This is a genomic window from Mesorhizobium neociceri (genome assembly GCF_013520985.1).
In the GTDB taxonomy this organism is placed as follows: domain Bacteria; phylum Pseudomonadota; class Alphaproteobacteria; order Rhizobiales; family Rhizobiaceae; genus Mesorhizobium; species Mesorhizobium neociceri.
The window spans coordinates 1-13,891 of the sequence record NZ_JACDTY010000018.1; the positions used below are offsets into that span (position 1 = coordinate 1).

Below are 13,891 nucleotides of genomic sequence, written 5' to 3' on the forward strand. Positions count from 1 at the left end.
GAGCAGGCCTTCGCAAAGATCAAACACTGGATGCGCCAAGCCCAGAAGCGAACCGTCGAGGACACTTGGCGCCACATCGGCCACCTCGTCGAAACCATCGAGGCAGCCGAATGCAAGAACTACTTCGAAAACGCCGGGTACGCTTCCATCAAAACGTGAAAGACTCTAGCCTATCGCAAGGCCGGCACTACAGCAGCCGACCTACCCCTTCCGCAACGTCTCGACATCGGTCTTGCCGACATACCAGTCGCGCGCGTTGACCTCTTCGAACACCACCCAGACGTCGTCATTGCCGAGCCCGGTGGCGTCCATGATGGCTGCCGTGACCTTTTTGGCGATGTCAGCCTTCTTGCCCACCGGATCGGCGGCGATCACTTCCTTGACGATGCGGATGTTGACGAATGGCATGACGTCCTCCCCTTGAATTATGCCTGATACCGCCACTGGCCGACGGCTTCGAAATTCGCTCCGGCGAACCCGATTGAGGCGGTTCCGGCAGCCGCAGCGCGACCGGCGCCGCAGGCAGGCGCAGAAACGTCGTCAAAGGCTGCCAGAGAAGCGTTTCCAGCAGCCTCAATAGGTCTTGGCCCCGTTCACCATCAGCCGCACCATGTAGAGCGAGGTCGTGCCGGCGATGTAGAGGCAGTTCAGCTTGTTGCCGCCGAACACGCAATTGGCGGTCACTTCCGGCACCTTGACCTTGCCGATCAGCGTGCCGTCGGGATCGTAGCAATGGATGCCGTCGGCGGCACTGGTCCAGATGCGGCCGGCCTCGTCGAGCCGGAAGCCGTCGAACAGCCCGGCCGTGCAGTCGGCGAACACCTTGCCGCCCGAGACCTTCTTGCCGTGCTTGCCGACGGTGAAGACCCGCATATGCGCCGGGTTCTGCGCGCCATGGGTGCGGCCGGTGTCGACGACATAGAGCTGGCTTTCATCGAGCGAGAAGGCAAGTCCGTTCGGCCGGACCATGTCGGTGATGACGGCTTCGACCTCGCCTGTATCAGGATCGATCCGGTAGACGTAACAGGCGCCGATCTCGCTCTCGGCCTTGTCGCCCTCATAGTCGGTGTCGATGCCGTAGCTCGGATCGGTGAACCAGATCGAGCCATCCGAGCGCACCACGACGTCGTTGGGCGAATTCAGCCGCTTGCCTTTCCATTTGGCCGCGATGGTGGTGACGGAGCCGTCATACTCGGTGCGACTGACGCGGCGGCCGGAATGTTCGCACGTCACCAGCCGTCCCTGGCGGTCGACGGTGTTACCGTTGGAATTGCCGGAGGGCTGACGGAACACGCTGACATTGCCGTCGGTCTCGTCATAGCGCAGCATGCGGTTGTTGGGGATGTCGGACCAGACGACATAGCGGCCGGCGGCGAACCAGGCCGGCCCTTCCGCCCACTGACACCCGGTGAACAGCTTTTCCACCTGCGCGTTGCCGTTGAACAGGCGCGCGAAACGCGAATCGAGAATTTCGTAATAGTCTGCGGTCGCCATGCATTTCCTCCCGGCATCACGTGACGCGCGGATCAAGCCAGCCTGCGAGCGAGATGGCAAGATGGCGCATGCGCAATTTGTAAGACAAAAGGCATACGGCCAGCTTTGGCTCGCCAGCCTGTCCGGCCGGGCATGGTGCTCTTAGCGCTGCATTAACCGGCTATGCGTCCTGTGCAATGGTGCATTGCAACATCTTCTTTTTGCATCGCACCATTCCTATGTCATGCTGCGTAAAGTCAAGGGAGGAACAATTCGCCGCTGGTATGCGGCACGAAAGGACCCTTGCTATGGCTTTTGACAACCTCTTCTCCCGCGCACGTGCCTCGATGGCCAAGCGCAAGCACTACAACCGTCTCGTCGCCGAGATCGAGAACCTGACGAGCCGCGATCTGGCCGATTTGCGCGCCGACCGCTCGGAAATGCTCTACCAGGTCCACAAGCAGATCTACGGCTGAGCTTTTCAGACGACCGTCCGACTGTGGGGCACGACCCCTCACCCGGATTGCCAAACCGAATTGCAACAGCAATTCGGGCAATCCGACCTCTCCCCAAGGGGAGAGGAGCTTGCACCAACGCCTCTGTCTCTTCTCCCCTGGGGGAGAAGGTGGCCGCGTAGCGGCCGGATGAGGGGGCCTGGCGCCGCCGTCAGCCCGGCACTGCCAGCGCCTTTTCTATCTGCGGCAACAACAAATCTCTCGCTGACTCCCCCGTCAGCGGCCCGACATGCTTGTAGGCAATCTTGCCATCCTTGCCGATGACGAAGGTTTCCGGCACGCCGTAGACGCCCCAGTCGATCGCGGTGCGGCCGGCTTCGTCGACGCCGATGGCCTGGAACGGATTACCGAGATCACCGAGGAACCGGCGCGCATTTTCCGGCTGGTCCTTGTAGTTCAGTGCGGCAAGCGTGAAGCGCTTGTCCTGCGACAGCGCCAAAAGCACCGGATGTTCTTCCCGGCACGGCGCGCACCACGACGCAAAGACGTTGACCAGCGTCACTTTGCCGGCGAACGTTTTCGAATCCAGCCCCGGCAGGTTTGATCCTTCCAGCGCCGGCAGATTGGTCTGCGGCGCAGGCAGGCCGATCAGCGCCGACGGCACTTCCGCTTCGTCACGTCCCGACAAAAGCTGCAACAGGAAAAGACCGGCCAACCCGAGGAAAACCAGCAGCGGCAACAGCACGATCAAGCGGCGGCGCGGCGCCGGCGTTTCGCTTTCAGTGGTCATGTCTTACTGGCCTTGTCCGAACGACGCCGCACGCCGGCCGCTTCGAGTTCCGCCAGTTCGCGCTTGCGAGCTCGCTGGTCGAGCAGGATCCAGCCGATCAGCCCGGCCAGCACGATCGCCGTAATGCCATAGGCGGCGGTGACATAAAGGGCGTGTGCGCTCATGCAGCCCGCTTCCCTTCCGCTGTCACTTCGCCGTGCTCGATCATGGACTTCCCATAGCTTTGCAGCTTCGGCTTCGCAATTGGCCGCGGCGCCGCAGCGGCCACATCAATCCGTTCCATGCCGCAGCGCCAGCGCTGCCGCTACCGGCCCCAGCACGGCAAGAAACAGCGTCAGCGCGGCAAGAATGAGGAAGGGCTGCAGGAATGGGTCGGGATCGGCCACCGCGCCGTAGCTGGCCGAGACCCCGAAGATCAGCACCGGGATGGTCAGCGGCAGCACCAGCACCGAAATCAACAGCCCGCCGCGCGGCAGTGCCACCGCCACCGCCGCACCGACGGCGCCGATGAAAGTGATGGCCGGCGTACCGACCAGCAGCGTCAGCGCCGTCGCGCCGATGCTGAGCGGCTCCATGTTCATGAACAGGCCGAGCAAAGGGGCGGCGACCACCAGCGGCAGAACGCTGCCCGCCCAATGCGCCAGGCACTTCACCAGCACCGTCAGCGCCAGTATGTGGCGATCATTGCCGAGCACCAGAAGATCGAGCGAACCGTCCTCGCGGTCGGCCTGGAACAGCCGGTCGAGGCCGAGCAGGCAGGCGAGAAGAGAGCCGATCCACAGGATCGCCGGTCCGATGCGGGCGAGCAGCTTCAGGTCGGGGCCGACACCGAAGGGGATTGTGGCGATGACGGCGAGGAAGAAGATGACGCCGGTGAGCGCCCCGCCGCCGGCACGGATGGAGAGGCGGATGTCGCGGAGGAAGAGGGCTAGCATGATTTGAGATGCCTGCGCTTGAGCACCCCCCTCTGTCCTGCCGGACATCTCCCCCTCAAGGGGGGAGATCGGCCATCACGATTGCCTTCGCCAATCTCCGGCGCTGAAAGATGGTCGCGCCATAGAAGCTGCCAATCTCCCCCCTTGAGGGGGAGATGCCCGGCAGGGCAGAGGGGGGTGCCTAGTGCCGACATCAACCCGTTTCCCCCATCCTCAACTCCATCCCCTCGATCCCCAATGGCAGATGCGTCGCCGCGACAACAATCCCACCCTCCGCGCAATGCTTCGCCATCAACCCCGCAAAGCGCGCCTCCGAAGCCTTGTCCAACCCCGCCGTCGGCTCATCGAGCAGCCACAGCGGCCGATGGCTGACCAGCAATTTCGCAATCGCCGCGCGCCTTCTTTGCCCGGTCGACAAATACCCGAAGGGCAGATGGCCGATGCCGCCGAGACCGACCGTTTCCAGCGCCTCTTCTACACCCAGCGGCCCATCGCCGTTGAAATCGCGCCAGAAGCGCAAATTCTCCGTCACGCTGAGCGCCGTCTTCATCGCGTTGAGATGGCCGAGATAGTGGCAGGCCGAGGCGATCGTCGGAAACGTCTCGCCGCCGCCCTCGATTCGCACATCGCCTTCGGCTTTCGGCAGCAGCCCGGCGATGACCCTGAGCAGCGTTGATTTGCCTGATCCGTTCGGTCCGGTGACGACCAGCGCCTGGCCCTTCTCGATCGCAAAACCGATGCCGGAAAAGACCGTCTCGCCGCCGCGTTCGCCGCCCAGATTTTCGGCAATCAGCCGCATGCCTGCCCGTCCCGGAAACTTTACCGCGCGATAGCTGCCGCATCGCACAAATTTGCCTGTCGCCTGTCTAGAACTATTCCAGAAAATTCTCTATATGCGGGTCATCCGTGCCAGCGGTCGGCACGGGAACAGAATTTGCGCCGAACCAGCGCACGCGCCGCCTTGAACGGCTCGGGTTGCTTGGGAGCGGACAGCGGAAATGGCCGTACCCGCACCTTTGCGCGTGATTGCATGCCCATCGGCGTCCGTTCCCTTTCAGGCTGAACAGACAAGGACGGACCGCACGTGTCAAAATCCCTCGACAGTTTCAATTGCCGCCGCACCCTCACCGTGGGTGGCGCGGACTATGTCTATTACAATCTGGTCGAGGCCGAGAAGAACGGCCTCACCGGCATCGCCCAGCTGCCTTATTCGATGAAGGTGCTGCTGGAGAACCTTTTGCGCAACGAAGACGGCCGCTCCGTCACCAAGGAATCGATCCAGGCGGTGGCCGGCTGGCTGACCGACAAGGGCACTGCCGGCGTCGAGATCGCCTATCGCCCGGCCCGCGTCCTGATGCAGGACTTCACCGGCGTTCCGGCGGTGGTCGATCTGGCCGCTATGCGCGACGGCCTCAAGGCGCTCGGCGGCGACCCGCAGAAGATCAACCCGCTGGTGCCGGTCGACCTCGTCATCGACCATTCGGTCATCGTCGACGAATTCGGCACGCCGATGGCCTTTGCCAGGAATGTCGAGCTCGAATATGAGCGCAACGAAGAGCGCTACAAGTTCCTGAAATGGGGCCAGCAGGCGTTCCGCAACTTCCGCGTCGTGCCGCCCGGCACCGGCATCTGCCACCAGGTCAATCTCGAATATCTCGGACAGGTTGTCTGGACCAACACCGAGGACGGCGAAACCACCGCTTACCCCGACACCTGCGTCGGCACCGATTCGCACACCACCATGATCAACGGCCTTGGCGTGCTGGGCTGGGGCGTCGGCGGCATCGAGGCCGAGGCGGCCATGCTCGGCCAGCCGGTGTCCATGTTGCTGCCCGAAGTCATCGGCTTCCGCCTCACCGGCAAGCTGAAAGAAGGCGTCACCGCGACCGACCTGGTGCTCACCGTCACCCAGATGCTGCGCAAGAAGGGCGTCGTCGGCAAGTTCGTCGAGTTCTTCGGCCCCGGCCTCTCCAACATGACACTGGCCGACCGCGCCACCATCGGCAACATGGCGCCCGAATATGGCGCCACTTGCGGCTTCTTCCCGGTCGACGGCGAGACCATCCGCTATCTCACAATGTCCGGCCGCGAGGAAAGCCGCATCGCGCTGGTCGAGGCCTACGCCAAGGCGCAAGGCATGTGGCGCGACACCGGCTCGGCCGACCCGGTCTTCACCGACCTGCTCGAGCTTGAACTCAGCGAGGTCGTGCCGTCGATGGCTGGCCCCAAGCACCCCGAGGGCCGCGTTGCGCTCGAAGGCATTCCGGCCGGCTTCGCCAAGGCGATGGAGACCGAGTACAAGAAATCAGCCGAAATCCACAAGCGCTATGCCGTCGAAGGCACCGACCATGATCTCGGCCATGGCGACGTCGTTATCGCCGCCATCACGTCCTGCACCAACACCTCGAACCCGAGCGTGCTGATCGGCGCCGGCCTTTTGGCGCGCAACGCCAACCGGCTTGGCCTCAAGCAGAAGCCGTGGGTGAAGACGTCGCTGGCGCCGGGCAGTCAGGTGGTCGCCGAATATCTCGAAAAATCCGGCCTGCAGAAGGAGCTCGACCAGATCGGCTTCAATCTGGTCGGCTTCGGCTGCACCACCTGCATCGGTAATTCCGGCCCGCTGCCGGCGCCGATCTCGAAAACCATCAACGATAAGGGCCTGATCGCTGCCGCGGTGCTCTCCGGCAACCGCAACTTCGAAGGCCGCGTCTCGCCTGATGTGCAGGCGAACTACCTGGCCTCGCCGCCGCTGGTCGTCGCGCATGCGCTGGCTGGCACCGTCACCAAGGACCTGACCATCGAGCCGCTCGGCGAGGGCCGCGACGGCAAGCCGGTCTACTTGAAGGATATCTGGCCGAGCTCGGCCGAGATCCAGGAGTTCATCGAGAAGAATGTCACCCGCGAGCTGTTCGCCCGCAAATATGCCGACGTCTTCAAGGGCGACGAGTACTGGCAGAACGTCAAGGCGCCGGAAGGCCAGACCTATGCCTGGGACGACAATTCGACCTATGTACAGAACCCGCCCTATTTCGCCGGCATGACCGCCGGTTTCGGCAAGATCGGTGACATCAAGGGCGCGCGCGTGCTCGGCCTGTTCGGCGACAAGATCACCACCGATCACATCTCGCCGGCGGGTTCGATCAAGGCCGCTTCCCCGGCCGGCAAATACCTCACCGACCACGGCGTCGGCGTTGCCGACTTCAACCAGTACGGCACGCGGCGCGGCAATCATGAGGTAATGATGCGCGGCACCTTCGCCAACATCCGCATCCGCAACCACATGCTGGGCGAGAACGGCCGCGAGGGCGGCTACACCATCCACTACCCGTCGAAGGAAGAGGAATCGATCTACGACGCGGCGATGGAGTACAAGAGGGAAGGCGTGCCGCTGGTTATCTTCGCCGGCGTTGAGTACGGCAACGGCTCCTCGCGCGACTGGGCGGCCAAGGGCACCAACCTGCTCGGTGTCCGCGCCGTCATCGCCCAGTCCTTCGAGCGCATCCATCGCTCTAACCTGGTCGGCATGGGTGTCATCCCCTTCGTCTTCGAGGAAGGCACGTCGTGGGCCTCGCTCAACCTCAAGGGCGACGAGATGGTCGAGATCGACGGCCTGAGCACCATCAAGCCGCGCCAGACCATGATCGCCAAGGTCACCTATGGTGACGGCACGGTGAAGAACGTGCCGATCATCTGCCGCATCGATACGCTGGACGAACTCGATTACTTCAAGAACGGCGGCATCCTGCAATACGTGCTGCGCGATCTGGCTGCTTAGGGTAATAGGGCGTAGGCAGTAGGGAATAGGGGCCTCCTACTGCCTACTGCCTACTGCCTACTGCCTACTGCCTACTTCCCAGTCTTTCCAAAGCATTGACTGCGCGGGACCAAAGTTCCGCCTTGTCTGCCCGCAGTAAAACCGGCCGGGATCAACAAAATTTCTCACAAGCTCTTGATGCCGTTCTCCGGATCGAACCGGGCGGTGAAGTGCTCCGCCCTGTTGCGGCCGTAGCTGCGGTTGCGTGGCCAAAAATTTCACCGCAACGTGACTTCCCGTTGACTGTCGCTTCTGCCACAAATCTGGGCAACCAGAACAAGGCCGGCGTCACCGGCGGGAATCGGAACGACCATGGCACCTCGACAAATTCTGCGGCTTGCGGCTTTTGCGCTGGCCTTCTCGGCGCTTGCCGGGAGCGGCTTTGCCGAGGAGCCCGGCACCGCTCAGGCAGACAAGCCGCAGAGCGACAAGCCCCTGGGCGTCGTCGAGCTGTTCACCAGCCAGGGCTGCAATTCCTGTCCGCCGGCCGACGCTTTCTTTGCCGAGCTGGCAGCCAAGGACAACGTCGTCGCGCTCGCCTACCACGTCAATTACTGGGACTATCTCGGCTGGCAGGACACGCTGAGCAACAAGGACAACACCGACCGGCAATATGACTATATGCGCGCCTTCGGCACGCGCTCGGTCTACACGCCGCAAGCCGTCATCAACGGCCGCAGCCATGTCAACGGCGCCAGCCGCAGGGAAGTCGACGGCGCGCTTGCCCGCATGGAAAAGTCCGGCGAAGGCATGCGGGTCAGCATCAAGGTCAGCCGCACCAGCGACCGCGTCATGATCGATACCGGCGACGCCGGCAGCGGCCCGAGCGACGCCCATGTCGTCATCGTCTATTTCGAGCCGCCACAGACGGTCACCATCGCCAAGGGCGAGAACACCGGCCGCAGCATGACCTACTGGAACGCCGTCTCCGGCATCCAGACCGCCGGCATGTGGCACGGCAAGGCGCAGCGCTACGAATTGCCGATGACCGAGATCGTCAAGAAAGGCGGCTGCGCCGTGCTGCTGCAATCGGTCGGCAAGGACGGCCTGCCGGGGCCTATTCTGGGGGCGGCGTTTATTCACAAGCCGTAAGAGGCCCCCTCATCCGGCCGCTCGCGGCCACCTTCTCCCCGAGGGGAGAAGAGGCTGAACCAGCGCCGGCGCGAACTCCTCTCCCCTCGGGGAGAGGTCGGATTGCCCCCGAATTGCTCTTCGCAATTCGGTTGGCAATCCGGGTGAGGGGGATGCGCCCGCAAATTGACACCGCAAGCCGTTCGGCAAATTCTTCACCCAGCCAAAAACAAAAAAACCGACGTCAGCTTGCTTCTGACGTCGGTCATTTAGGTTTTGGGATCGTCGCACCCGGTCTCTCCCTAAGGAAAGTCCGAGGTTGGTTCGATCCGACGCAGACCCGTGGGCGGGGGGCTTGGGGTTTACGAGCCGGTGCCGGACCGAACCGTCTCAGGCAACGCCGGTAAATTCGTCGGACATTGGGGCATGAGCGCGGATAAAATAAGGCAGGAATGTGGCAAAGCATCACCAATTCAAACACCGCGTTTCAAAAAAGTGACTGGACGTTGCGAAAACAGCGCAGCCCCGGGATGGTTAGCCGGGTCTTGCAATTCCACCGCGAACACGCCAACTTCTGCAAGCGAGATTCATTTTTAAAGGGATCGCGGTATGACCGATCGCAGCGGTGGGACGGAGGATGGGGACGCATCCGCAATATTGATCCCGCTGCACGAGGCGCGACGCGAACGCCTCGACCAGCCGGTTCGCTTCGACCGGCGTGAACTCGATGAGATCCTGAGACTCTACGGACGCATGGTCGCCGCCAATGAATGGCGCGACTATGCCATCGATCATCTCGCTGATCGCGCTGTGTTTTCGGTCTTCCGCCGGGCCAGCGAAGTGCCGCTGTTCCAGATCGTCAAAGACCCGAAACTGGCGCGCCGGCAAGGCGCCTTCGCCGTCATCGCCGCCGGCGGCCGCATCCTCAAGCGCGGTCAGGAACTCGGCCGCGTCCTCGGCGTCTTCGATGCTAAACTGAAGATTGTCCAGGCTTGACGCGGAACTGAAGAATTGGGGAATTGAAGAACTGAAGAGTTGAAGAAAAGGGGCACCTGACGGCCGATATAACCGCCGCCCGTTGTTCTCAGCTCTTCAGATACTCAATTCCCCAGTTCTTCAACTCCTCAATTCCTCATCTCCTCGGGCCCTCGCGAAATTTCCGCTCCGGCAGCGAATTCGAATCGGGCGGGATCGTTGCCCCACCATTCAGCGACAGCTGCATGAACACCGTATCCAGCCAGCGCCCGTGCTTGTAACCGGATCCTTCCAGGCGGCCGGAATGGCGAAAGCCGAGCTTTTCATGCAGCCGCACCGAGGCGCTGTCGGCATGGCCGTCGCCGATCACAGCTACGATCTGGCGAAAGCCCGCGACACGGCAGGCCTCGATCAGCGCCTGCATCAGCATCAGCCCGACGCCCTGGCCCTTGGCGTCAGGCGCGACATAGACCGAATCCTCGACGATGAAGCGGTAGGCCGGGCGCGGCCGGAAGGCGGCGGCATAGGCGTAGCCAAGCAATGCTCCATCCTTTTCCGCCACCAGATAGGGAAAGCCGCCACCCGTCAGGCTGTCGAAGCGCGCGCCCATCTCGGCGCGGCCGGGCGGCTCCAGTTCATAGCTCGCCGTGCCATGCGTCACCGCATCGGCGTAGATCTCTGTGATTCGGTCGAGGTCGCCCTCCAGGGCCGCGCGTATGGAAATAGTGCTCATAATTTGTGCAAACGATTCATCTGCCTGCCATCACAGCAAAGGACGGCACAAAAGGAAAGGGCGGCCGTTGGGCCGCCCTTTCGATATCAGCTGGTCCAGTTGCCTGGATGGAGACCGCTTAGCGGCGATCGCCCATGAACTGCAGCAGGAACATGAACAGGTTGATGAAGTCGAGATAGAGCCTCAACGCGCCCATGATCGCCTTGCGGCCGGCAACGTCGGCCTGATCGCCTTCGTAGTACATTTCCTTGATGGTCTGCGTGTCATAGGCGGTGAGGCCGGCGAAGATCAGCACGCCAATCGCCGAGATGGCGAAGCCGAGCGCCGACGACTGCAGGAAGATGTTGATCAGCATGGCGATCACCAGGCCGACCACGCCCATGACCAGGAACGAGCCGAACGCCGAAAGGTCGCGCTTGGTCGTGTAGCCATAGAGCGACAGTCCGCCGAAGGCGGCCGCCGTGGCGAAGAAGGTCTGGGTGATCGAGGCGCCGGTGTAGACCAGGAAGATGGTCGACAGCGACAAGCCGACCAGGCCCGAATAGACCCAGAAGGTCGTCTGCGCAGCAGCCACGCTCATCGACTGGATCCTGAACGACAGGAAGAAGACGGCGGCGAGCGGGGCCAGGATGACCACCCAGCGGAAGGCGCTGGCGTAGATCAGCGTGCCGAAAGCGGTCAGCTGTCCGTCGCCGGTGACGGCGAGTTGGAAAGCGCCCCAGGCGGCGATGCCGGTGATGAGGAGGCCAAGCCCCATCAAATTGTAGACCTTCAGCATATAGCTGCGCAGGCCCTGGTCGATGTCGGCGCGTGCGCCGGGTACGGCCGAAGTCTGGTAATTGCGAATGGGCTCAGCCATTGGAATCCTCTGTTGCTTCTGCCCCGTACGGTGTCAGGCCCTTCCGGACCTGGGCGCCGCTGGCGGGGCTCCAGCATGCCTGTGGCGAAATATGATGGTTCTTGACGTCAAGAACAAGACCGTAACGGCCTGCAACGCCTCGTGAATCGCCGGAAGCCGGTTTTCCAGGCGTTCGCGACCGCTGCATTACCAAGATTTAATCGGAAACGGCGGGATTCGGCCGGCTTGCCGCTTGAAACCTAGAGGTCGCGCAGTACTGGCGCCGCCTTGTGGCCGAGCACCCGCCATGTCCCGGCAAGGCCGATGCCGACCGTGATCACCAGCGCAAACACCAAGGTCGCCACCGCCACCTCCGGCATGAAATGCGACGGCAGCGTCATGATACGGGCAACGATGTACCATGCCGCGATGCCGCCGGCGACAAGAGCGAACACCGCGGTGGCGAGCCCAATCAGCATGTATTCGAGGGAAAACGCCGTGATCAGCGTCCGCCTCGTGGCGCCCAGCGTCTTCAGCACCACGGCATCGTGGATGCGAGCGCGGTTGCCGGCGGCGAGCGCGCCGGCCAGCACCAGCACCGAAGCGATCAGCGCCACGCCGGCCACAGCCCGGATCGCCGTGCCGAGCTGGCCGACCAGCCGGTTGACGACGTCGAGCGCGTCCTTGACCCGAACTGTCGTCACCGCCGGGAAAGCGCGGGTGACGGCGTTGAGCAGGCGGGCATCATCTGCTGCCGTGGCATCCTTCTCGCTCAGCGTCGCCAGCCAGCCATGCGGGGCGCCGGCGAAGGTGTTGGGCGAGAACACCATGACGAAATTGATGCCCATCGTTTCCCATTGCACCTCTCGGAAATTGGCAATCCTGGCCGTCACATTGCGGCCCAGCACATTGACGGTGACGGTGTCGCCGAGTTTTAGCCCGAGGGCCTTGCCTTCATCGTTGGAGAACGAAACCAGCGGCTCGCCGGTATAATTGTCCGGCCACCAGCTGCCTTCGGTCAATGTCGCGTTGGCCGGCTGTTTGGCGTCATAGGTCAGGCCACGATCGCCGCGCAGCACCCAGGCGCCTTCCGGCGGCACGTTGGCCTTGTCGACATCGACGCCGTTCAGCGCCATCACCCGACCGCGCAGCATCGGCACCTTGACCAGCGTGCCCTTGGGCGCTTCCTTGCCGATCAGTGTCGAGAAGGCGTCGACGTCGCCGTTCTGGATATCGACGAAGAAGAAATTCGGCGCCCGCTCCGGCAGGCTGCCGGAGATCTGCTGCCTGAGATTCCCGTCGATGAGCGCCAGCGTCACCAGGAGCGTCAGCCCGAGCCCCAGCGACAGCACGACGGATGGCGTCAACGCGCCGGGCCGATGGATGTTGCCGATGGCAAGTCGAAGCGCGACGGAGCGCACGCGCGGGCTTTTGCGCGCCACCCATTGCACCAGCGCGCCGACGAGGCGCAGCACCAGAAAGGCGAAGATCGTAGCCCCAACGAAGATCGAGGCGATGCGCTGGTCACCGGAAAACAGGATGGCCAAAGCCGCCAAAGCGAGCGCGATGCCGATCGCTGTCGCAAGATAGGGCAGGCGCGGAAAGCCGCGGCCCTCAAACCCCATTTCGCGAAACAAAGCGGTGGCCGGCACGTCGCGGGCGCGGCCGAGCGGCAACAGCGCGAAAGCCAGCGTCACCAGCAGCCCGAACAGCGCCGCCATTGCCAGCGCGCCGGGATAGAAACCGCCTTCCGCCGGCACCGGAATGACCGACTGGAGCGCCGCGCTGGCCGCAAACGGCATGGCGGCACCGAGAATGAGACCGAGCACAATGCCGAGGCCGGCGATCATCAGGATCTGCACGAGGTAGACGGTGAAGACAAACCCGCCCGAGGCGCCAAGGCTCTTGAAGGTGGCGATGACGCCGCGCTTGCCGTCGAGATAGGCGCGCACCGCGTTCGCCACGCCGACGCCGCCGACCACCAGTGCCGTCAGCCCGACCAGCGTCAGGAATTGCGAGAAGCGCTCGATGTTGGAGGATAGTGCCGGTGCGGCGTTGGAACGCGTGCGGATCGACCAGCCGGCTTCGGGGAAATCGCTCGCGGCGCGATCCTGGATGGCCTTGAGATCGGCCTCGCTGGCGCCCGCCGGCAGGCGCACCTTGTAGGCATTCTCGACCAGGCTGCCCGGCTGGATCAGGCCGGACGCGGCAAGGCCTGCGGTCGAAACCATCAGCCGCGGCGCGAAGCCGAAACCGTCCGACACCGCATCCGGTTCACTCACCAGCCTGGCGCGCAGCTCGAAGGTCGCGCTGCCGAGCTTCAGCCGGTCGCCGATCTTCACATTGAGCCGGTTGAACAAAAGGTCGGGTGCGACGGCGCCGAAGACGCCTGATTTCTCGCCGAACAGGTCCTGTCTGCCAAGCTGCGGCTCGGTGTCCAGGACGCCATAGAGCGGGTAGGCGTCGTCGACTGCCTTGGCCTCGACCAGTGCCTGGTCGGAGCCGTCTTCCAGCCGCGCCATCGAGCGCATGTTGGCGCTGTGCGACACAGCACCCAGGCGATCGAGGAAGGTGCTTTCGGCCGGCGTCGTATCTCGCTGGTTGATCTGGAAACGCAGATCGCCGCCAAGCAGCGTCTGGCCCTGATCGGCGACCCCGGCGGTGATCGCCTGCGCCACGGAATTGACGCCGCCGATCGCGGCAACGCCGAGCGCGATGCAGGCGAGGAAGATCATGAAGCCGGACAGCCCGCCGCGCATCTCGCGCAGCGAGAAGCGGAACGCGAGTTTCAGGGTTCGGAGCCAGGT

At 63.4% G+C, this 13,891-nt stretch carries 13 protein-coding genes and 1 pseudogene; 5 read left to right on the forward strand and 9 right to left on the reverse strand.

All coding sequences use genetic code 11. The annotated features are described in order from the left end of the window. Positions 1–159: pseudogene (locus tag H0241_RS27245) on the forward strand (IS630 family transposase); the annotation flags it as partial. A gap of 42 nt (positions 160–201) precedes the next feature. Here H0241_RS27245 and H0241_RS27250 read toward each other — a convergent pair. Together H0241_RS27250 and H0241_RS27255 are read right to left on the reverse strand one after the other, a co-directional pair. Next, positions 202–408, reverse strand: coding sequence for a tautomerase family protein (locus tag H0241_RS27250; RefSeq protein ID WP_027055155.1), 207 nt, complete (start codon positions 406–408; stop codon positions 202–204). A gap of 165 nt (positions 409–573) precedes the next feature. Next, entirely contained in the window at positions 574–1,494 is a 921-nt protein-coding gene (locus H0241_RS27255) for an SMP-30/gluconolactonase/LRE family protein (protein WP_181060877.1), read from the reverse strand. 287 nt (positions 1,495–1,781) lie between these two features. Here H0241_RS27255 and H0241_RS27260 point away from each other — a divergent pair, with 287 nt between their 5' ends. Beyond that, positions 1,782–1,949: a hypothetical protein gene (locus tag H0241_RS27260; protein ID WP_181060878.1), complete on the forward strand. Its 168-nt coding sequence runs from the start codon at positions 1,782–1,784 to the stop codon at positions 1,947–1,949. Positions 1,950–2,139: 190 nt separating this feature from the next. On the opposite strand, the gene H0241_RS27265 is transcribed toward H0241_RS27260, so the two are convergent. The 4 genes from H0241_RS27265 to ccmA all read right to left on the reverse strand — a co-directional run bounded on the left by H0241_RS27265 (position 2,140) and on the right by ccmA (position 4,452). Next, positions 2,140–2,718: a DsbE family thiol:disulfide interchange protein gene (locus H0241_RS27265; protein ID WP_181060879.1), complete on the reverse strand. Its 579-nt coding sequence runs from the start codon at positions 2,716–2,718 to the stop codon at positions 2,140–2,142. Then, entirely contained in the window at positions 2,715–2,882 is a 168-nt protein-coding gene (gene ccmD / locus H0241_RS27270) for a heme exporter protein CcmD (protein WP_181060880.1), read from the reverse strand. Before ccmD ends, H0241_RS27265 begins: the two co-directional genes overlap by 4 nt. 105 nt (positions 2,883–2,987) lie before the next feature. Continuing rightward, positions 2,988–3,653 (reverse strand): heme exporter protein CcmB, encoded by a 666-nt coding sequence (ccmB, locus tag H0241_RS27275; RefSeq protein WP_181060881.1) that lies wholly within the window; start codon positions 3,651–3,653, stop codon positions 2,988–2,990. Positions 3,654–3,846: 193 nt separating this feature from the next. Beyond that, the gene (gene ccmA / locus H0241_RS27280) at positions 3,847–4,452 is read right to left on the reverse strand and encodes a heme ABC exporter ATP-binding protein CcmA (RefSeq protein ID WP_181060882.1); all 606 of its coding nucleotides are present in this window, start codon (positions 4,450–4,452) and stop codon (positions 3,847–3,849) included. Positions 4,453–4,737: 285 nt separating this feature from the next. Here ccmA and acnA point away from each other — a divergent pair, with 285 nt between their 5' ends. The 3 genes from acnA to H0241_RS27295 all read left to right on the forward strand — a co-directional run bounded on the left by acnA (position 4,738) and on the right by H0241_RS27295 (position 9,534). Continuing rightward, complete coding sequence (gene acnA / locus H0241_RS27285) at positions 4,738–7,428, forward strand: aconitate hydratase AcnA (RefSeq protein WP_181060883.1); 2,691 nt, start codon at positions 4,738–4,740, stop codon at positions 7,426–7,428. Between the two features lie 351 nt (positions 7,429–7,779). Continuing rightward, positions 7,780–8,559, forward strand: a complete 780-nt coding sequence (locus H0241_RS27290; RefSeq protein WP_181060884.1) for a DUF1223 domain-containing protein — start codon at positions 7,780–7,782, stop codon at positions 8,557–8,559. 588 nt (positions 8,560–9,147) lie between these two features. Continuing rightward, positions 9,148–9,534, forward strand: a complete 387-nt coding sequence (locus H0241_RS27295) for a DUF2794 domain-containing protein (protein WP_181060885.1) — start codon at positions 9,148–9,150, stop codon at positions 9,532–9,534. A gap of 136 nt (positions 9,535–9,670) precedes the next feature. Here H0241_RS27295 and H0241_RS27300 read toward each other — a convergent pair whose 3' ends face one another. The 3 genes from H0241_RS27300 to H0241_RS27310 form a co-directional block, all read right to left on the reverse strand. After that, positions 9,671–10,246, reverse strand: a complete 576-nt coding sequence (locus H0241_RS27300) for a GNAT family N-acetyltransferase (RefSeq protein ID WP_181060886.1) — start codon at positions 10,244–10,246, stop codon at positions 9,671–9,673. A gap of 118 nt (positions 10,247–10,364) precedes the next feature. Then, on the reverse strand, positions 10,365–11,105 hold the full coding sequence (locus H0241_RS27305) for a Bax inhibitor-1/YccA family protein (RefSeq protein ID WP_112560076.1): 741 nt from the start codon (positions 11,103–11,105) through the stop codon (positions 10,365–10,367). Positions 11,106–11,344: 239 nt separating this feature from the next. Then, positions 11,345–13,843, reverse strand: a complete 2,499-nt coding sequence (locus H0241_RS27310) for an ABC transporter permease (protein ID WP_210285102.1) — start codon at positions 13,841–13,843, stop codon at positions 11,345–11,347. Positions 13,844–13,891: the final 48 nt, after the last annotated feature.

Coding starts and splice junctions, on each gene's coding strand:
- H0241_RS27250 (WP_027055155.1), bottom strand. CDS start 408: ATGCCATTCGTCAACATCCGCATCGTCAAGGAAGTGATCGCCGCCGAT.
- H0241_RS27255 (WP_181060877.1), bottom strand. CDS start 1,494: ATGGCGACCGCAGACTATTACGAAATTCTCGATTCGCGTTTCGCGCGC.
- H0241_RS27260 (WP_181060878.1), top strand. CDS start 1,782: ATGGCTTTTGACAACCTCTTCTCCCGCGCACGTGCCTCGATGGCCAAG.
- H0241_RS27265 (WP_181060879.1), bottom strand. CDS start 2,718: ATGACCACTGAAAGCGAAACGCCGGCGCCGCGCCGCCGCTTGATCGTG.
- ccmD (WP_181060880.1), bottom strand. CDS start 2,882: ATGAGCGCACACGCCCTTTATGTCACCGCCGCCTATGGCATTACGGCG.
- ccmB (WP_181060881.1), bottom strand. CDS start 3,653: ATGCTAGCCCTCTTCCTCCGCGACATCCGCCTCTCCATCCGTGCCGGC.
- ccmA (WP_181060882.1), bottom strand. CDS start 4,452: ATGCGGCTGATTGCCGAAAATCTGGGCGGCGAACGCGGCGGCGAGACG.
- H0241_RS27290 (WP_181060884.1), top strand. CDS start 7,780: ATGGCACCTCGACAAATTCTGCGGCTTGCGGCTTTTGCGCTGGCCTTC.
- H0241_RS27295 (WP_181060885.1), top strand. CDS start 9,148: ATGACCGATCGCAGCGGTGGGACGGAGGATGGGGACGCATCCGCAATA.
- H0241_RS27300 (WP_181060886.1), bottom strand. CDS start 10,246: ATGAGCACTATTTCCATACGCGCGGCCCTGGAGGGCGACCTCGACCGA.
- H0241_RS27305 (WP_112560076.1), bottom strand. CDS start 11,105: ATGGCTGAGCCCATTCGCAATTACCAGACTTCGGCCGTACCCGGCGCA.
- H0241_RS27310 (WP_210285102.1), bottom strand. CDS start 13,843: ATGCGCGGCGGGCTGTCCGGCTTCATGATCTTCCTCGCCTGCATCGCG.